The 19378-nt window shown below is 56.2% G+C and carries 13 protein-coding genes; 7 read left to right on the forward strand and 6 right to left on the reverse strand.

The features are described from left to right. The first annotated feature begins 158 nt into the window (after window positions 1-158). The 7 genes from OSO_RS0101605 to OSO_RS0101640 all read left to right on the forward strand — a co-directional run bounded on the left by OSO_RS0101605 (window position 159) and on the right by OSO_RS0101640 (window position 10230). Window positions 159-1640: an FAD-binding oxidoreductase gene (locus OSO_RS0101605; protein ID WP_040591569.1), complete on the forward strand. Its 1482-nt coding sequence runs from the start codon at window positions 159-161 to the stop codon at window positions 1638-1640. Between the two features lie 191 nt (window positions 1641-1831). Next, window positions 1832-2773, forward strand: a complete 942-nt coding sequence (locus OSO_RS0101610; RefSeq protein ID WP_010581835.1) for a 2-hydroxyacid dehydrogenase — start codon at window positions 1832-1834, stop codon at window positions 2771-2773. A gap of 42 nt (window positions 2774-2815) precedes the next feature. Further along, window positions 2816-4717: a biosynthetic arginine decarboxylase gene (gene speA / locus OSO_RS0101615; protein ID WP_010581836.1), complete on the forward strand. Its 1902-nt coding sequence runs from the start codon at window positions 2816-2818 to the stop codon at window positions 4715-4717. A 312-nt stretch (window positions 4718-5029) separates the two neighbouring features. Next, a complete protein-coding gene (purD, locus tag OSO_RS0101625; protein ID WP_010581838.1) occupies window positions 5030-6310 on the forward strand; it encodes a phosphoribosylamine--glycine ligase in 1281 nt (426 codons plus the stop codon). Between the two features lie 197 nt (window positions 6311-6507). Next, window positions 6508-7527 (forward strand): sugar phosphate isomerase/epimerase family protein, encoded by a 1020-nt coding sequence (locus tag OSO_RS0101630; protein WP_010581839.1) that lies wholly within the window; start codon window positions 6508-6510, stop codon window positions 7525-7527. Window positions 7528-7736: 209 nt separating this feature from the next. Further along, entirely contained in the window at window positions 7737-8603 is an 867-nt protein-coding gene (locus OSO_RS0101635) for a class I SAM-dependent methyltransferase (RefSeq protein WP_010581840.1), read from the forward strand. Between the two features lie 142 nt (window positions 8604-8745). Then, window positions 8746-10230: an ArnT family glycosyltransferase gene (locus OSO_RS0101640; RefSeq protein WP_010581841.1), complete on the forward strand. Its 1485-nt coding sequence runs from the start codon at window positions 8746-8748 to the stop codon at window positions 10228-10230. A 179-nt stretch (window positions 10231-10409) separates the two neighbouring features. Here OSO_RS0101640 and OSO_RS0101645 read toward each other — a convergent pair whose 3' ends face one another. From OSO_RS0101645 to OSO_RS0101680, 6 genes are all read right to left on the reverse strand, one after another. Next, on the reverse strand, window positions 10410-11825 hold the full coding sequence (locus tag OSO_RS0101645; protein WP_010581842.1) for an MATE family efflux transporter: 1416 nt from the start codon (window positions 11823-11825) through the stop codon (window positions 10410-10412). 120 nt (window positions 11826-11945) lie between these two features. Continuing rightward, window positions 11946-13934 carry a glycosyltransferase family protein gene (locus tag OSO_RS0101650; protein WP_010581843.1) on the reverse strand — a complete coding sequence of 663 codons (1989 nt, stop codon included), beginning with the start codon at window positions 13932-13934 and terminating at the stop codon, window positions 11946-11948. Further along, entirely contained in the window at window positions 13931-15064 is a 1134-nt protein-coding gene (locus tag OSO_RS0101655; protein WP_010581844.1) for a M20 family metallopeptidase, read from the reverse strand. Before OSO_RS0101655 ends, OSO_RS0101650 begins: the two co-directional genes overlap by 4 nt. 274 nt (window positions 15065-15338) lie before the next feature. Next, window positions 15339-16289 carry a thioredoxin family protein gene (locus OSO_RS0101665; RefSeq protein ID WP_010581845.1) on the reverse strand — a complete coding sequence of 317 codons (951 nt, stop codon included), beginning with the start codon at window positions 16287-16289 and terminating at the stop codon, window positions 15339-15341. Window positions 16290-16958: 669 nt separating this feature from the next. Beyond that, complete coding sequence (locus tag OSO_RS0101675; RefSeq protein ID WP_010581846.1) at window positions 16959-18092, reverse strand: hypothetical protein; 1134 nt, start codon at window positions 18090-18092, stop codon at window positions 16959-16961. A 165-nt stretch (window positions 18093-18257) separates the two neighbouring features. Further along, entirely contained in the window at window positions 18258-19193 is a 936-nt protein-coding gene (locus OSO_RS0101680) for a hypothetical protein (protein ID WP_010581847.1), read from the reverse strand. Window positions 19194-19378: the final 185 nt, after the last annotated feature.

Here is a 19378-nt window from a genome sequence, read left to right on the forward strand (position 1 = left end):
CAATGGGGGACGCCATTTCGGAAGTGGCGAGCGTACGCGGCGAGCGACTCTAGAATTGGCGCTGCCTGTGGTCTCGCGCCCAGACTCGCTATAACCATTGGATATGCCTCAGGATTTGGAATTCACGCACTGTTGTTCGATCGTTTTGAGCAGGATCCATGTCGATAACTCAATCTCACTCGGATTCGCGGACATCAATGCCGCGTCCGCATCAGCTTCTGGAACGCCTGAAAGCGATCGTGGGCATCGAATCGATGCTGTACGATCCCGATGAATTGCTCGTGTACGAGTGCGATGGATTCGTCGTCGAGAAGAAGTCTCCAGACGTCGTGGTCTTTCCGACGACGACGGAGCAGGTTGTCGCCATCGTCAAGCTGTGCAACGAGTTCGAAGTGCCATTCGTGCCGCGCGGTGCTGGAACCAGCCTGGCCGGTGGCTGCCTGCCCGTTGGCGGCGGCGTCATGATCACGCTCACCAGGATGAAGCGAATCCTAGAAGTGAATTATCGCGATCGATACGCGATCGTCGAACCGGGGCTGGTCAATGTCCATCTGACACAGCATCTCAAGGGAAGTGGGTATCACTATGCCCCTGATCCATCAAGTCAGGGGGCATGTACGATCGGCGGAAACTTCGCCACGAACTCCGGCGGACCGCACACGCTGAAATACGGTGTCACGGTCAACCACGTGCTGGGGGCCGAGGTGGTGTTGCCTGATGGAGAGGTCGTGCAATTAGGTGGCCCCGTTGAGGAAGCGCCTGGGTATGATCTGACCGGCTTGTTCGTCGGCAACGAGGGCACGTTGGGAATCGCGACGAAAGTGATCGTACGGCTGACGCGAGATCCTGCCGCGTATCGTACGATGTTGGGTGTGTTCGAAACGGTTGCGGATGCAACCCGCGCGATCAGTGACATTATCGGTGCCGGAATTGTCCCCGCTGCACTTGAGATGATGGATCAAGGAATCGTCGGAGCACTCGAACAGGCCTTTCATTTCGGCTTTCCTCTCGACGCCGGCGCCGTCCTGCTCATTGAAGTCGACGGCCTGGAAGTCGCGGTCGAAGACGAAGCCCAGAGAATTATTGATCTCTGCACCAAGAACAGCGCTCGTGAAGTTCGGCGAGCGAACACGCCGAAAGAGCGACTTCTTCTTTGGAAGTGTCGGAAGCAGGCCTTCGGCGCGATCGGTCGCCTGAGCCCCAGCTACTGCACGCAGGACGGAGTTGTTCCTCGGACAAAGTTGCCGCAAATCCTGGAATTCATCATTGATTGCGGTCAGCGATATGGAATTCGGATCGTGAATGTGTTTCATGCAGGAGACGGAAATATCCACCCGATCCTGTTGTTCGATGAACGCGATTCCGAACAGGTGGCCCGTGTGCTGAAAGCGAGTGACGAGATTCTGGGCAAGTGTATTGATCTGGGCGGAAGCGTTACCGGTGAACACGGGATCGGCGTCGAGAAGATCAGTTTTATGGATCGGCTTTTTACTGCGGAAGATCTCAAAGTCATGCGATCGATCCGCGATTGCTTTAACCCAACTGGGCGTTGCAGCCCAGGGAAGATGCTGCCTACGCTCGCGGGGTGCGGAAACGAAAGCATCATCAAACAAAAGCCGGGCCGCCGCGCAGCAATGTGATCGTGTCCTGCAGTCTAGACCCGTTTGTCAAAAGTCCTCTGTGTCTCCGTGCCTTTGTGACTCCCTCACTTCCGCTGGACCCACATGTACGTTTTGCGTACTTGGGCCGCACATTGGTGGAAAGGAAGACGCAGAGGCACGGAGACACAGAGAGAATGTCATTCAGTCGTATTTCCTATTGAGATCTGAAGATGCCGACGCCAATTCCTGTCATGTGTGATGGGCCTCCTCCCGCGCTGCGTGACTTGCTGGGACCCGAAATTGAGATCCTGGAGTGGGATGACAGCCCCGATTCGCCCGCACTCGCTCGAGCCGTTGGAATCCTGGCCTACGGCCATCCGCGCGTTGACGGACCGATGATGGATCGAGCCCCCAACTTGAAAGTCGTCATTAATCATGGCGTCGGGGTGGACCATATTGATGTCTCCGCTGCCCATGAGCGGAAGATCCCCGTGGGCAACACTCCAGGATGTCTGGATGCGTCGACTGCCGACATGACGATGGCCTTGATGCTCGCTGTCGCACGGAATGTGGTCACGGGCGACCATGTCGCACGCTCGCCCGGCTTCACGCACTATGATCCTTCCGACATGATCGGCTATGAAGTCTCTGGCAGTACGCTGGGGATTATCGGCCTGGGACGGATCGGTCGGCAGGTCGCCAAACGAGCGAACGCGTTCGAGATGAAGGTGCTCTATCACAATCGCCGTCGTGACGAGGCGGCGGAACGTGAACTGGGGGTAATCTATGCCGAGTTCGATGATTTGCTAAAGCAAGCGGACTTTGTTTCGCTGAATTGTCCGTTGACACCAGAAACGACGAATCTGATTGGCACGCGAGAGCTGGGGCTGATGAAGCCAACTGGCATCCTGCTGAATTTAGCCCGTGGTCCGGTCGTCGATCACGATGCCTTATATGCGGCACTCCATTCGCGTCGTATTGCAGGAGCGGGGCTGGACGTCACCGCTCCGGAACCGCTACCGCGGAATCATCCTTTGCTGCGATTGTCGAACGTGGTCATCACACCGCATCTGGGAAGTGCGACCGATCGCACTCGCCAGAAAATGGCAGAGATGTCCGTCGTCAACCTGCGAGCCGGACTACGCGGCGATCCGCTGCCCTGGCCCGTTTGAACACACCGATTGACAGGCCCTCGACCAGGAACCAGAGAAGTCATGAACGACGAAGTCTTACAGCGTATTCAACAGGTCTATGGTGTCGAGAACTGGTCCGCAGGATATTTCGACATCAGTTCGAAGGGGCACATCCTGGTCCGGCCCGGAAAGGATGATCCGCGGTACGTCGACCTGAAGGAACTGGTCGACGATCTGCTGTCCAAGCACAAGTTGCAAATGCCACTCTTGATTCGATTCCCGCAGTTGTTGACCAGTCAATTGCGGGCGCTTTCTGGAGCGTATCAGTCCGCGATCTCGCAATATGGTTTCAGCGGCCTGCACTACCCTGTGTTTCCGATGAAAGTAAATCCACGTCGCGAAGTCGTGGAAGAATTTCTCCGTGAGAGCGGTCGGCTTCGAGTCGGGCTTGAGTGTGGCTCAAAAGCAGAACTTTACGCGGCGATCGCCCAAGAGCAAACGCCGGAATCGTTGCTGCTGTGCAATGGATTCAAGGACGAGGTATTCGTTCGGACCGCATTGCTGGGCGTCCAGGCCGGTAAGCGCGTGACAATCATCGTCGAGAAGTTGAACGAACTGAAGATGGTGATCAAACTGGCAGGGCAGCTCGGCGTGGCGCCCTGGATCGGCTTGCGTGCAAAGTTGTACTCGCGTGGGTCGGGGAAATGGGCCTCGTCTGGTGGCGATTCGGCCAAGTTCGGACTGACGACCTCAGAACTGCTCGACTGCGTGCGTCTGCTGCGCGAGACCAAGCTCGACGGCCAATTGAAACTGCTTCACTTTCATATCGGCTCACAGATCACCGACATCAAGCGTGTCAAAAACGCCATGAAAGAGGCGGCTCGCGTGTATGCGAAGCTGCGGCAGATCGGCTGCGGAATCGAATTCCTGGACATCGGCGGTGGGCTGGGGGTTGACTACGATGGTTCACAGACTCGATTCGAATCGAGCGTAAACTACACAGTGCAAGAATTTGCGAACGATGTGGTCTATGTGATCAAGCAGGTCTGCGACGAAGAGAATGTGCCCCATCCGAATCTCGTGACGGAAAGCGGACGGTTCATGACCGCCTATCACACCGTCTTTATCACTTCGATCCGCGACGAAATTGAGACGTTTGCCGAAGACAAGCCAGAGATCACGATCGACGCCGACGATCCACAGGTCATCACCGAGCTGAAGGATCTGTGCGACGGTATCAACGGCAAGAACTACGCCGAGTACTACCATGATGCGCTCGAACACAAAGATGAACTGCATACGCAATTCAACCTCGGTCTGATCAGCCTCGAAGATCGCGCGAAAGGCGAAGTCTTGTTTTGGGAGGCCTGCGCGAGAGCGCTCAAAGAGTCAGAGGAAGATAAGTTTCCCGACGACGAATTTGAGTCGCTGAAGAAAATCCTGGCGCAGAAGTACCTGTGTAACTTCTCGTTATTTCGGTCGGCACCCGATAGCTGGGCGATCAAGCAACTGTTTCCGATCGTTCCGATCCATCGCTTGAACGAAAACCCGTCCGACTTCGCGACATTGGTCGACGTGACCTGCGACAGCGACGGCAAGATCGACAAATTTGTCGATCTGAAGGATGTCAAAGAGACCCTGGAACTGCACAAGTGGAAAGTCGGCGATGACTATTACCTTGGCATTTTCCTGGTCGGCGCGTATCAAGAGGTGATGGGCAGCCACCACAATCTTTTCGGAAATCCCAACGAGGCACAAGTCGTGATCGATAGTGATGGACGCTACCACGTCACGAAGCTGGTTCACGGCAGCCGAATCAACGACATGCTGGTTTTTGCACGTTACGACAGGGCACAACTGGTCGAATCGTACCGAAAGCAGGTGACCGCCCGAGTGGAAGCCGGCGCTCTCAGCAAAGAGACAGCCGCCCAACTTGTCGTTGAATACGAAGCTGGCGCCTTGCGCGGTACCTACTTGGAATAGCGTTCCAATCAGTTGCCTTCGTTCGCACGACCGATGGAACGAATGGTACCGGATGCTGTTGTTTCTACATGTGTCGCGATTCCGTTCACCTGGACATGTTGAAAATAGGGGTGGCGCTGTTAATCTCTGTCATCGACAATTCGCATCACGAATTGCCGATGAAAAGAACTCGGCGCAGAAAATCGGCGAATCGTAGCCGTCTTGGTCGTTCGCAACGCAACGGAATCGTCCCACTTTCGGTCTCTGAAGGGACCGAGACAGACGTTGGCAGCTCGCCCAGTCGATTTGTTTTTTGCAGGAAATTTCGGCGACATGAAAATTCTCGTAATTGGAAGTGGCGGACGTGAGCACGCGCTGGTTTGGAAGCTGAAGCAGTCACCGTCCGTGACGCAAATCTATTGTGCACCAGGGAATGCCGGCATCGGGCTGGATTGCACCAATGTCGATATTGCCGCCACAGATTTTCCCAAGCTGATCAAGTTCGTCCAGAAGGAAAAAATCGACCTGACAGTCGTGGGGCCCGAAGTCCCGCTTGTGCAGGGGATCGTTGACGAGTTTCAGAAGGTGGGCTTGCGGATTTTCGGCCCAACGAAGAAGGCGGCCGAACTCGAAGGTTCCAAGAAGTTCGCCAAAGAGATCATGCGAAAGGCGAACGTTCCGACGGCCGACTTCCGCGTCTTCACCAATTCCGCCGAAGCCATCAGCTACATCGAAGAACGCGAAGAGGGCGATCGATTCGTCATCAAGGCGGATGGCCTCGCGGCGGGGAAGGGTGTCACCGTCTGTGATAGCAATGAAGAAGCCCGTGACGCAATCCGGCGCATGCTGCTGCACAAGGAATTCGGCGAGGCGGGACAGCGCATTGTCATTGAAGATCGCCTGGTCGGTGAAGAAGCCAGTCTTCTGGCGTTTGTCGATGGCAATACGATCGTGCCACTTGAAGCCGCACAGGATCACAAGGCGGCCCACGACGGCGATACCGGTCCGAATACGGGCGGGATGGGTGCGTACAGCCCCACGCCGATCGTGAATGACGAGATCATTGATACCGTCGTCGAAAAGATCCTGGTTCCCATGGTTCATGAAATGAACAAAGAGGGACGTCCATTTCGTGGCTGCCTTTATGCCGGCCTGATGTTAACGAACCAAGGGCCCAAGGTGCTTGAGTTCAATGTCCGTCTGGGCGATCCCGAGACGCAAGCAGTGTTGATGCGGCTGAAGTCGGATCTCGCCCAAATCATGTACGCCTGTGCGGAAGGGAAGCTCGACCAGATCGAGCCACTCGAATGGGACCCACGTCCATCATTGTGCGTTGTCATGGCGTCGGCAGGGTACCCCGGTGACTATGAGAAGGGGCTTCCTATCCGTGGACTTGACGATGCGGCACTTGTCCCTGACACCAAAGTGTTCCATGCCGGAACACGACGGGTGGGCGAACAGATCGTCAATGATGGTGGGCGAGTGCTTGGCGTTACGGCGATCGGAGACACGATCTCGGATGCGAAGTTGCGTGCCTATCAGGCCGTGAAATGCATTCGCTGGGACGGTGCCTGGTGCCGAAAAGACATCTCCGATAAAGCGAACCGCTATTAGTAGAGATTCGAGCCTTAAACGACATGTTGATAACTTGCTGCGGGCTGACCAGCGTGCCTGCTCACGATGCTCATGACTTTGTCAGGACCGAGTGGTTGTGCCACTAAGTGACTCTATCTTGCACGAGCCAGATTGACATCTTGAATGGCGGCGGGAATCGTCTCGCCGCTTTTTCCACACCGAAATGGGAACTTTCCATGGCGACTCAACCGACAATCGTCCTCAGCGCGTTCGCCGACGAGGGGGCCAACTCCAAAACCGCCGTCGAGCAACTGTCGGTAATCGCCGCGATGGGGCTCAGCTATTACAGCCCGCGGTTTCTGGATGTGACCGGTTCCGGCAAGGTCAAGCATGTTACCGAACTGGACGCGAGCGAGTTAAGCCGGTTGAAAGAGCTGCATGGCCAGTATGGTGTGAAAGTCGCCAGCATCGGGTCGCGTCTGGGGAAAGTGAAACTGCAGGATGTTGATGACGGGTCTCACAATAAGTACGTCACCGACAAGCAGTATCTCGAGACGGACGTGGCCAGTACGATCCGTGCCGCTCAGGGGCTTGATGCAAAGTTGATTCGCGGTTTTTCGTTCTATCATCCCAAAGGCCACGATCCCGCGCCCTACGTTCAAGAAGCGGCCAATCGGCTGGGACCGATCGTTGACGCGTGTGCCGCGGCAGGCCTGGTATATGGGTTGGAGGTGGAAGCGAACCTCGTAGGACAGAACGGACGAATGCTGGCCGCACTGGCCCAAGCCGTCGGTCGTTCGAATCTCGTTTGTATCTTCGACGGTGGAAATATTTCGTCGCAAAATCTCAGTCCACTTGAGTGTCTGGCTGAATACCGTGCGATGCGAGATCACCTCGGCTGGTTGCATATCAAGGACTATCGCGTTGATCCGAATCTGAAGTGGACGGGAGTCGTCGATGAAGAACGATTGAAGAATTTCGTTCCCTGTGACATTGGTGACTCGGGACATGAACTGATCCTGCGCGATCTGCGCGAGCATCTGCCGCAACTCTGTGAACGCATGAAGAAGCTGGGGGCTCCTGGTGTCTTCCTGGAATTGGAACCGCATTTGAAGGGCGGCGGTCAGTTCGGCGGTTTCAGCGGTCCGGATGGACTTGGAGTCGCCGTGCGGTCACTTTGCCGTACGTTGGATTACGAGAAGATTGGATATCACCTGCGTGATTTCGATGACATCCGATCGGCACGGGGATTTTAGTAGGCGGAAAGGTTTCTCGGCTCGCGAGATGCCTTTCCGGTAAGAGACGCGTTGCCCAGCTTTCCCTCGTTCCCATGCTCCCGCTGGGGAACGAGGGAAAGCACAGAAGTGTGATCAAGCTGCCTTCTCGTTCTGCAGAAACCGAGATCGTAAGAGTCGTTCCCAAGCGGGAGCTTGGGAACGAGGAACGAAGCATGGAGGAGGCGCAAATGCGAGAATCTCATTCCGACCTTGACCCATCTTGTGGTTCTGCCACGGTGATCCGTTCCGTTTCTTCCAGACGCCACTCGGTTCGCATCTCGTGCGTTTTTTGCGCCGTATTGACCGGCTTGCTTTGGCTGCTGCTGTCCCGTGGTGAGTTCTTGTCGCAGCTCGCGGCCCAGGACGCTTCAACGAAAGCAGTGCCGAAGCAACAGAAGAAACGTTACGTCTTCAAAGAGAATCACGATCCGAATGGGCTCGGCAAGTTCTACATGGGGCGTGAAATCGCACAGGTGATGGGGTTCCCCGCTGCAGACTGGCTCGAACGACCGGAACGCGAAGAAGAGGAACGGCTCACCGAACTGATCCGCGCTTTGAACTTGCAACCAGGCGACGTGGCAGCCGACATAGGCGCCGGATCGGGCGTACTGACTCTGAAGATGGCCGAGAAAGTCGGTGAGACAGGAAAGGTGTTCGCGGTTGATATCCAGCAAGAGATGCTCAATCTGCTGGAAGACAAGATTAAGGATAGGAAAATCGAGAACATCGAACTGGTTCTCGCGGATGAGACCTCTCCTCATCTGCAGCCCGAAAGCCTCGATCTGGCCTTGATGGTCGACGTCTACCACGAATTCGCATTTCCCTTCGAAACGATGCTGGAACTATCGAAAGCAATCAAACCTGGCGGACGCGTGGCGTTCGTCGAGTATCGTCGCGAAGATCCCAAGGTGATGATCAAGCTTGTGCACAAGATGTCTGAGGCGCAAATCAAACGTGAAATTAGTCAGCCTGAGTTTGGTTTAAAGTGGAAAGAAACGATCAAGACGTTGCCCAAACAACACATCGTTGTGTTCGAACGGCCTCTGCCCGAGTAGCGTTTCGAAGCCCAGACCTGGCGTCGCGAAAAACTTGCAATTATATCGGACGAGTCGTTTCTTCGGCCTTTCCCCGACCGGCTGAACATTGGACGATGATCGGGCGAATGTGGGAAATCACGGAGGGAAGTGCGAGCAAGTCATGGAAGAACGGAGTCGTCGGTGGCGTGCCGCAGCCTTGTTTGCGGTCTACTTGATTCTGGCCGCCGTTCTGCCGGCAGTGGACGACGAAGTCTACTACTGGTGCTGGGCGAAAGAACTACAATGGAGCTACTACGATCATCCTCCGATGACGGCAGTGCTGATGCGGCTTTCAACGATGGTGTTGGGTGACACGGTCTTTGGATTTCGCTTCTTCGCATGTGTCGCCTCTGCGTTTGCGATTTATGTGATTGATCGCCTAACGTCCTTCAAGCCCTTCGTCTGGGCGGTGATCTTCAGCCCGCTGTTCACAATCGGCGCAGTACTGATGACGCCCGATTCGCCGCTCGTTATGTGCTGGGCTGCATATTTGTGGTGGCTGGTGGAACTCCAGCGGCGTTTCTCCACAGACTCAAACCCTGACCCCGCGGTTGCCAGCGTCGATCAAAACGCCGACACGTCTCCTGCATTCCCGGGCGGCGTGCCGTTTGCCTGGTGGCTGATCGGGGGAGTCATACTTGGTTGTGGCGGACTGAGCAAATACACCATGGCGATTGCCGTTCCCGCTGGCTTCGTCAGTTTTCTACTGGCGCGTCGCCCCTTACGCGAGTGGTTGTTCGGCTATCTGATGCACGGCGTGATCGCCGTCGTCGTCGCCTCACCCATTCTGATTTACAATGTCACCCAGAACTTTGAGCCGCTGCTATATCAATGGCGACATGCGGCCGAGAGATCTCAGAATGGCATGATCTCGATTGCAGAATTCGTCGGCGTACAGATGTTGCTGTTCGGCACGATGCCGTTTGTCCTGTTCCCGTGGGTTTGTCGACAGACCTTTTCTCTCAGTCGGACGGCACGCCTTCGCGTGTGTTTGTGCCTGTATGCTTTACCCTTGGCTTTTTTTCTATACAAGTCGGCGCAGACACGTGTGCAAGGCAACTGGGCACTCGTCTGTTTTCTGTCGTTCTGGCCCCTCGCGAGCGAGTGGTATCAAACGGTTCGTGCATCCCGGGCCTGGCGCTGGTCGACAGCGGCTTCGTTCTTGCCACCTGTCATCGCCGTGCTCGCGATCACCGTGCATCTGATCCACCCGCTGCCGGTCGTTCCCATTAAGGGCGATCGAGTGTATCGTCAAATCGCCTTGAATCACGCGGCGAAACAAATTGCAGACACCGTGCGGAAGCATGCGGAACCATTGCCGGTCTATACTGACTCGTACCAGATGACGTCGCTCCTTCGATTTGAGTCTCTCCCGACGCAGCAGATCGATGGACTGACACGTCCGAGTCATTTCACGCGTCCACCTCGTCATCTGACGGATGTTGATCGAGCGTATGTGGTGACCGAGCATCCCTTGCCGGAAGAGTTTTGTCAGGGCTTTGCCGCACCAGAACTGATTGCCACCATCCCAGTCGTCTATCGTGGCGCGACAGACAAAACCTTGAGCGTCCGACTGTATTCGAGGATTGTCGAAGGTGGGCCCTAGCCGCCTGTTGAAAAAAAGGCAGGCACCGTCGTGTTCATGATGACATGGTCCATTTGAATCTGTGCGGAGCCAGTCCCCGTTATTTCAACAGGCTGTTTTTGGGGAATCTCTCAAGGCGAAGTCGCACTCTAAAGACGATTGTCTGAGTTCATTCAGGCAAGCGATCACGTTTCAGACTCTTACACGCGAATCCGCGTCCATCGACCTGAGATGTATCGCAGCGAGATCAAAATCGATCGCAGGATGTTGTCGGCTCCCATGCCGATCCACGCTCCCCATAACCCTTGATGCCAATAGACGCCGCACAAATACCCGACCGTGACCCGGACGAATACGTTTCCGATCAGAGAACACAGTAGCGGAAATCGTGTATCGCCCGCTCCGCGAAGGGCACAGACATACACAATCAGAATTGCATTCGGGATCTGGTAAAACGACATCAATCGAAACGCGGGAACTCCGACCACAGCGACTTCCGGTTCCGTATGCATGTTCGCGTAGATTTGCGGTGCGAAGACGAAAAAGACAACGTTCATCACCGCGGCATACCACAGACACTGGCGGAGTGCCTCGTAGCCAACCTGCTTGGCGCGCGCGGGATGATGCGCGCCCAAAGCCTGCCCGACCAATGTCGCAGCGGCAATACCAAACGCCTCGACGGGCAGATACGACAGAGCTTCGATTCGAATTCCCACGATATGTGCGGCAAAGGTCGCTCCATCAAAACCCTTGTCAGAGAGTCGGGCGATGACCATGAGGAATGTGAAATGCCCGAAGAACGTACAAAGCCCCCCCAAAGCCGCCGGTCCACCGACGCGGACAACGCGCCAGATCGTCTCGCGGTGAAAACCAAAGTCGCTTCGAGTGAGGTGAAGTCGTCGTGACTGCAATCCGGGAGATCTGGACAACAGCAGTAGCGTCATCAAGGTGGCCCCGCAGAATTGCGCCGTCGTCGTCCCAACGACAATTCCAATCACGCCCAGGGGAGGAATCAGCCAGATCGACGTTCCCGGAAGTTGCAGTCCCCAGGTACAGGCCACTGAAACGGCGACGTTCGTCAAATTCGTGCAGATGAGTACTCGCAGCGGCGACCACATGTCGCCCGATCCGCGAAACGCGGCCGCGGCAATTAACGTCCATCCCGCGAAGAACTGACCGCAGGCGTCAATGCGCAGGAATTGCACCGCGATCCGCAATTGCTCGCCTTCCATATTCAGCAGCCGCGCGAAGCCACTCGCCATGACCTGCAACAGGCAGAACACCATGAACCCGATCACAGGCATCATGGTCAATGAACGCCCTGCGACTTTTCTCGCCTCATCGAACCGGCCAGCCCCCCATTCCCGCGCAATCACCGCCGTGGTGCCAGTTCCGATCAGGCTGAAAATCATCGACGCCAGCCACGACACATAGGCCGACAATCCGATCGCCGCCGTCTCGTTCTTTCCCAAGCGGCCCGACAGGTAAACGTCGACAAATCCAATGCAGAAGGTCAGAAACTGCTCACCGAGAACAGGGATCGCCAGCAGGAAAAGTTGCCGCCGAAGTCCGATGGATGCCAGTTCCGACTCGGACGCAGAATCGTCACTCGACATTTATTCAAAGCCCGTCAAGACGTTACTCGGACATTCCAGGCCGAGCAGGGACGGCCGACGTGCAGACGCTCTGAACGCATGTCAGGTTCGCCCAGATGACATAAGCTCCGTCATGAAACCTCAAGGTTCTTTGAAGGGGGCAACCTTGGGCCAGCAGTCGTGAACCGTCCAGCGTTCGTGAAACAGCGTTCCATTACCGTCCGGTGGACTGATATGAAATTCCACCTGAACCACGCCAAAGGGAACGGCGTCTGATTGCCAGGAATCGCATCGATAGATCAGTGGCGGGTCATCTTCATTGGTGGCAAAGGCGACATGGGCCGCGACATGCTTGCAATACAGCGCTTCACGTCGCAGGGCCGTTTTCATGTAGCGGCGCTGTTTGAGGTCATAGCCAACCAGCCGGGGCAGCCCGCGGACAAATGCCAAATCGTCCTGTTGCTGTGCGGGGATGACGTCGGGGTCAAGCCATCGCATGAATTCCGACGGACGCATCTGTTTTCTGAAGTTTTGCGGGTCGATCCACATCTTTCTAGTTCGTGGGGCGGTGATTCCGTCATCGGACGTTTCCCGGACTTCAAGTTCCAGAAGTTCGTCCTTTGTTCCCTTGTTTTGGATTCGTCCCAAGAGACGGATGAATCGATTCGAGGTTCCCGGTCGCGCGACTTCGAATTCCACCCAGGCCATTTCGCCAGGAGCCACATCTGGCACTGACGGAAACCACGTCCAGAGTCGTTCCTCCAGAGATGGGCGCTCTTCGGAATAGTCAATCCATCCAGCACTCTGCATCCATTGGAAGAGCCAAGGTTGTCGCCATGGGTTGTCGATCGGCTGCCAGGCGGAGTAGACCGAGACAGCGAGCAGCAGGCTCGCCGCGCTGCGGAAGGCCCAGATCCCTGCGAAGCGATCCAGCGCAGGTACCACCGCGACAAGCCACAAGGGGGTCAGCCAAAGTGCCCACCGCAACGCGCAACTGACGCCGCCGTAGTTGTAGTTCTGAGTTCGCGTCATATAGAACACAATGACGACGGCTGACGTGAATGCCCCTGCCAATAGCGTCACTTTCAGGAACGCGTCTCGCACGCGGACGCTCATCGTCCATCCGATAAGGGCAAGCAGTGCAATTGGCGTCAGCGAAAACAGGCCGTGATGCCCGACGGTACAGTGCAGGAAATACACCCATGGAGAATCGATGTTCCGGTCGACCCCTTGCGGCTGCATCCAATAGCTTGGAACGCCATCAATGACGAACCGGTATTTGTCCGTTCCATAGTCGGCATAGAAAGGCTTCCAGCTTCCCGTAGCAATGACGTTGGTGGCCACCAACGCGATGATCGGCAGAGCCGCCGCTGGCAGGAAAGCGAACAGTGTTTTCCTCGATGAACTGCGATATGACACGGCAAACAGGATCACGACCAGCAATGCCGCAGGCAGTTCATTCACGGCAGCCCAGGCCGATGCCAGACCGCAGAGAACATACGGCCAATAGGGAGCGTGTTCCGAGGTTCGATCGAGCATCCGCAGGAGTGCAAACAGCGCAATCATGACTGCGGCCGTGGCGACCGTATGGTTGTTAAGTGTCATCAGGAACGGCGTAATCAGCGTCCCGAAGCAGGCCGTGATGACGGCAAACAGCCGCGTCCAATTGTTTTCAGCAATTCGTTCGACAATCGCGACCCAAGCCATCAGCGACAGAAAAAAGGGAATGATGTTCGCAATGAGCAGTACCAGGAATGTGACCTGTTGGGTCTGACCAATCAGGTTCCAACCCGTGACGCGCTGCACACACCATGTGATCCCGGCCACGATCGTCGTCAGCAGTGGCGGCTTGGTGGAATAAAAGTGGCCATCGACATGGACCAGATCGATGGTGTCCCATCCCGGTCGCTGGCGAATTTCGTCAATCTGGAAGGTTCCACGTTCGACAAGCGACCAGACAGTGCACCAGCGCGACCGATCATTGGCACTCTGGAGTGGTTTCGCCTTGGCAAGGAAGATGGCATGCAGCAACGTGGCCAGCAGCAGGACCATGACCATCGCCGTGTGGCTGGTCGTCACTTTGGAGTTCTTCAGAACCTGATCTGCCGAGGAAGCTTCGAGATCCGTCATTGTAGGCACCAGCGTCGAACAAGTTGTTCATAGAGGTCAGTCCCGCGCGCCAATTGTTCGAGGGAAATCCATTCGTCGTCCCGATGTGCCTGCTCGATCGATCCTGGGCCCAGTACCAGAATCTGTTTTAATTCGGTGAACATCACGCCGTCCGTGCCATATCCAACCGTTCTCGATGCGGGGTGTCCCGTGACTTTCAATGTCTCACGCACATATTCGCTATGGGGGTCGGCGAACACCGGGTGGCCGGCAAGTTCCTGTTGAAATTCAATGCCATGCTGATCAGCGACCCGCCGAGCGCGGTCAATCAGCTCATTTCCATCTTGTCCCGGCATAGGACGGAAGAAGACCGTACAGATACTGCGTGGCGCCGTGATGTTGACGGCGCAGTTCAGATCGTTGATCCCGATGTTCCAGCTAATCCATGGTGGTTCAAAGGCGTGGTTGAGCCAGTGAGGGTCCACCAGTGTCTCGTCGTGAATCTTCTTCATTTCTGCGAGGAATGGGATCATGAGCACGTTGGCATTGATACCGTCACGCGTGCTCGAATGAGCCGCCTTGCCGTGCGCAATCGCTCGAAAGCCAAAGATCCCTTTATGGGCATGAACGACGTTCAACTCCGTTGGTTCGCCGATGATGACGCGGCTTTGTGATTCGACCATTTCCCGGTAGAACGGGGAGTGCTGGGTGAGATACAGAGCTCCGTGGAATCCCACCTCTTCGTCCGCAGTGCAGACGACGTAGACGGGTTCTCGGAACGATGCGACGCGCAGCCGATTAACGGCAGCCAGGAAGCTCGCGATTGAGCCTTTCATGTCGCAGCTGCCACGACCATACAGCCGCCCGTTCTTGACAGTCGGTTCGAACGCCCCGTGCTCGCGAATCGACCACGTATCAGCCGGGACGACGTCGGTATGTGCAAAGTAGGCCAGTCCGCCTCGCCCAGTACCGAGCTTGCCAACAACATTCGACTTGGGAACGCCAGCCGAGTCGAGATACTCTTGAAACTCGGTCTGGAATCCGAGTTCCCGCAGCAGCGATTCAACGATGCGCGTGACCGGGACGTTCGACTGTGAACTGACAGAAGGGCTCGCGACCAGGCGGCTGGCATATTCAACAGCATTTGTCATCAGAATGCGGGCCTGGCAGTACGGAACAGGTGATCGTCAACAGTCGCCACATGTTAGAGCGGCGACCCGTCCGAGCAAAGTCCGAGCCATCATCGGTGGCCACAACGCTATCAAAAACTGGCGCTGTGGCCACCGACGACAAACCTTCGTTTCACCGCGACACAACAAAGAGCGTGGTTTTTCGCTCGTCGCTGCAACTGCACAAGCTGCGTTACAATGCTGCCCCGCCGCATGAAGTTGTCTGACCACGTCCGAGACGCGGCAATCTCAAATTTCATCGCATTACCGTTCGTTCGATTTGATCGGCCTTCAAGGCGTGCTGTAGTCGGATGAATTTCTCGGGATTGGCCTTGAACTGACGTCGACGCTCGTCCGATTTGAACAGGAACAGTTCATCATCGAAGAATGCGCCAAACCGAATGTCACCTGCGACCGCCTTGTCAGATTCCCAGAGGATCACTGGATCGCAGCCGAGCAGCTTGGGGGCATATGTTTCAGGGTTGTTCCGGAACTCGATCAGTTCTTCTCGCGAGGTCAGATAGTAGGTGACATCTTTGTAATCCCACGCCAGTCTTGGTGACCCGCGATTCCACTGACGCTTCTTCGTCAGAGACACCGGGCTGAAACCATCCAGACCGATCACCGGCTTGGGTTCACCCAGTTCAATCTGGTCTGTCTTGATCGCGACGGCAGGCTGCGTCTCGTTCGAGTTCGACAAGGATTTGGTCACGACCAAATCACCGGCATGCGCTTTGACGAAATTCGCCTCGGCCTTTGAAGCTGTTGCCACATAGGCGGAGCGATCCTGGTACCCGGCATGCAGTTCGAGCACTCGCCCATTGAGCGAGTCGACAATCACGTCGCTTGGAAGTGTTTCGACGCCGAATCGCTGAACGAGATCCTGCCGATGATCGGAATTTACCTTTACAGCCACGAACTTCCGGTCCAACAGGTCTTTCACACTGGTCGTAGAAAAGACCTCGCGTTCCATTCGCTGGCATGGGCCGCACCAGTCGGCATAGAAGTGAACCAGTAGCGGCAACTTCTTTTCTTCTGCTTCCTGAAGCGCGGCCTTGTAGTCGCTACGCCAGAACGAACTCGATTCCGCCCCCTTGACGTTGGTCCCCATGAGTAACAGGGCGAATGCGAGCCCCATCAACAGGATGACCAGACGCCACCATTCTGAATCCGCATTGCTATACCGACTGACATTTGTTTGCGACATGACCGCGTTCCCGTTCCGTCATTTTCTGCCGATTTCATGAGCCCCTTTTTGGGTATCGGCGGAGGGAGCGTGCCAAACCCCGAGCGAAATGGAGGGAGTTCGGCAGTTTTTGCAGTACCATTACGGAACTGTCGGATATGCCGCTCAAACACATCCTGACGTGCGGACACCGGATGAGGGATCAGTCGGCGGCGACAGGCGCTCACCGGATCACCACCTGAACGAAAATCGCTGTATACCGACTGACTCTTGTCGGGCAGAGATTGCACAGGGAGCCGATGTCCAAGGCTTAAGGACGTCAGAGAGTTGGACTGTAGCGATTGCGCGGCGTGTCAGGGGCGAAGACCGAGCTCACTGAAACTTCTCATGCGATTTGTTGAAGCGCGATGGCGCTTGCCATCATCGCGAGCCCATTCTCTGGTCTCTGGGACTTGAAGTTGCGCATTCTCTCACATTCCCGGGCTTCGAATTTGGTAACGCCTCTTGCGATCTCGGTTTCTCCCGAGCGGGAATGCAGGCTGTGCCCACTTCTGACTGTGCGTAGTGTTTCCAAAATGGAAGTTTGCGAGTGTCCGCGGATTCCCCGTTACCAAGCTCCCGCTTGGTAACGCCTCTTAACAGTGATTTTCCCATCGCGGAGGATTCTCACGCGGCCCATCCCTTCAGGTTTTATGGCTGGGATTCCAACTGTCGCTCAAGCAATGCCCGCGTCTGCTGCTCACGTTCCGGATCAAGTGGGCGATACCCAATCGACGCATACACGTCATAGCTAGACCAGAGAAATGCCGACTTCCCGTTCAGTCTAAGTTTTGCGATTGGCGGATCTCCGCTGGGATCGTCCAACTGGTCCAGTTGTGCGGCGAAGATCACGCGGGGGCCGCCGGATTCACTTTCGGTCTGCGGAAGATGGCGAAAAATCTCTGTTTCGAGTTCGATCTGAATCGTGGCCTCTTTGAACTGCATTGGTGCGTCAATTTCGTAGAGGTTCTGATTTTCATCTGACGGAAGAATCCGTGTGTCAAAAATGATCCACCCCCCCTGATCGGTTGTGGTGAGCTGAATAGAACTCGCCTGCCCCGATTTTTTCCGAGCCAGGCAGTCTTCGAGAATCTCGGTGAGGGTACTGGACGCCAGTTTCGCGGCTGCTGTTGTCTGAAGGCTCATTCGGCGAATGTCGCTCGCCGCTCGATCGGTCCGGCCCAGCACATCGACAGCGGCTCGCGCCCGGCCGTATTCTCGTGCCGCGACCACGAAGTCGCCCTCGCGAAGGGCCGCTTCCCCCGCATCGGTCGCTTTCGTGACGATCGCCTTGGCGGCGTCGATTTGATACCGGTACCAGAAAGCGGCCGCTGTGAGTGCGGTCATCGAGACGATGGCGAATGCCAACAGTCGAAGCGGCGTGAAGACGCGGCGTTTCGGCTCTGCGGCGAGTGTCGATTCCTCAACAGCGATCGCCTTGTCGCCGCGTGGCGGTCCGGCTGCCGACGGTTTTCCAGATTTGGAGACCGCTGGTGGCGGCCCTGGATCGACAGTTGTGCGTGACGTCGAAAGATCGGATTTCGTCGTCGTCGATTGGCTGGGAGCCGTTTTGAGTGCGGGTGCGGCTTTGGGCTTGGGGTGCGGATAAGGATTGCTGGGCAAGACGAACACGGGCCGCTGGCAACGAGGGCAAGGGCGTTTCTGATAGGTCGGTGTGCGTAAGCCGATGACGCGACCACCACACTCACACTCGACCTCGAACGGGTCCACGGGTGGTGGTGGTGGCTGAAACAGCGACGTCGCTTTGCTTAACCAACCCGCCATAATTGCTTTGCTCGCTGTGCTGGACCATTACTGGCCATGTGGCCTCGATCTCGATTATCGATGCTGAGTCTCAAAAGTGCAAAGGGGGATTGACGCGGTCCGACTCAGTCGGTGGTGGCAATTGTCATTGATGGCAGACACGGATCTGTTTCGCATCACACTCCCTCATCGTCGTCGCGCCCGCATCTTGGCTCCAATTCGACTCAGCACTCCGTTGGCTCGATTCTCGGCGTCGCGACCCGCGCGCGCCACATTCGCCTGAGCCGCGGCCAACACGTTTTGCAGAATCTTGCGATACGTCTCGAACTCATTGACCAACTGGGTCATTCCTGGCAGGGGAACGCGCGGAACAACGTGATTGCGATGAATCTCTTCAAATCGATGTCGTCGCCCGGCTCCGCTCGTCGTGCCGGTATCGATTTCTTTGACGGAACGGGACAACACGGAAATCGAGTCTCGCAGCCAGCGACGCGCGTCGGCCCATTCCTGCAGATCTTTGCTGTCGCAGGTGCGGCGTTCATCCGAAGACAAATCGCGATTGAGCGAGTTCAGTCGCGAAATCCCCGATCCAAGCTCTTTCCGGATGGTCGCGACGCGAACCTCCAATTGGACGACACCATTCCAACAGGAATCCATCGCGTCAAGCATTTGCCAGTCTTGTGCAGAGACACTCTGCGAAGCCACCGCGGGCTGACTCATCGCGGCCTGTCCGTAATCGGGCATCATTGGCGCCTGAACCGGCCAGGGAGCGGCGGGCAAAGGAGCCATCCAGACGGTCATCTCCAGATTGCCGCCGGCGACCGGTGCAAGCAGGCGTTGGTCGAGCAAGGGGGAATGGCCACCCGCCGAGTCGAAATTCATGCCCCCCAGGCTCCAGCACAGAATCTGGCTCGAATCGAGTCCCGCTGCCGCAACCACCTGCCGCACGGTCAGAAATGCGGCGACGGTTGGCTCCGCAAACAATGGAGCGGGAATGACAAGCATCAGGCCGCCGGGGATCGCAACCGGTCGAAACCACGCCCACAATGTGAACTGGCCCGAAGGATCAAGTCGCACGGGTTCCCAACTGACAGAGGGATTTCGTTGAGCGAGCAGCAGCATCTGGTTGTATCGGAGTTCGGGAGAGAGGACTGTAAGCCGGTCAGGAGCAATCCAGAGCCGACAACCCTATTCGAGGACATTATTCTCTACGGCATTTTAGATACAAATTGTCTCGGATAGTAGGTAGTTTTAAGTCGAAGCATCAGTTTGTCGATCTGTTGCCGCCGCTTGTGCCTTGCGTGTAA

The sequence above is a fragment of the Schlesneria paludicola DSM 18645 genome (assembly GCF_000255655.1).
GTDB classification, from domain to species: Bacteria; Planctomycetota; Planctomycetia; order Planctomycetales; family Planctomycetaceae; genus Schlesneria; species Schlesneria paludicola.

Coding starts and splice junctions, on each gene's coding strand:
- OSO_RS0101605 (WP_040591569.1), top strand. CDS start 159: ATGTCGATAACTCAATCTCACTCGGATTCGCGGACATCAATGCCGCGT.
- OSO_RS0101610 (WP_010581835.1), top strand. CDS start 1,832: ATGCCGACGCCAATTCCTGTCATGTGTGATGGGCCTCCTCCCGCGCTG.
- speA (WP_010581836.1), top strand. CDS start 2,816: ATGAACGACGAAGTCTTACAGCGTATTCAACAGGTCTATGGTGTCGAG.
- purD (WP_010581838.1), top strand. CDS start 5,030: ATGAAAATTCTCGTAATTGGAAGTGGCGGACGTGAGCACGCGCTGGTT.
- OSO_RS0101630 (WP_010581839.1), top strand. CDS start 6,508: ATGGCGACTCAACCGACAATCGTCCTCAGCGCGTTCGCCGACGAGGGG.
- OSO_RS0101635 (WP_010581840.1), top strand. CDS start 7,737: ATGCGAGAATCTCATTCCGACCTTGACCCATCTTGTGGTTCTGCCACG.
- OSO_RS0101640 (WP_010581841.1), top strand. CDS start 8,746: ATGGAAGAACGGAGTCGTCGGTGGCGTGCCGCAGCCTTGTTTGCGGTC.
- OSO_RS0101645 (WP_010581842.1), bottom strand. CDS start 11,825: ATGTCGAGTGACGATTCTGCGTCCGAGTCGGAACTGGCATCCATCGGA.
- OSO_RS0101650 (WP_010581843.1), bottom strand. CDS start 13,934: ATGACGGATCTCGAAGCTTCCTCGGCAGATCAGGTTCTGAAGAACTCC.
- OSO_RS0101655 (WP_010581844.1), bottom strand. CDS start 15,064: ATGACAAATGCTGTTGAATATGCCAGCCGCCTGGTCGCGAGCCCTTCT.
- OSO_RS0101665 (WP_010581845.1), bottom strand. CDS start 16,289: ATGTCGCAAACAAATGTCAGTCGGTATAGCAATGCGGATTCAGAATGG.
- OSO_RS0101675 (WP_010581846.1), bottom strand. CDS start 18,092: ATGGCGGGTTGGTTAAGCAAAGCGACGTCGCTGTTTCAGCCACCACCA.
- OSO_RS0101680 (WP_010581847.1), bottom strand. CDS start 19,193: ATGCTGCTGCTCGCTCAACGAAATCCCTCTGTCAGTTGGGAACCCGTG.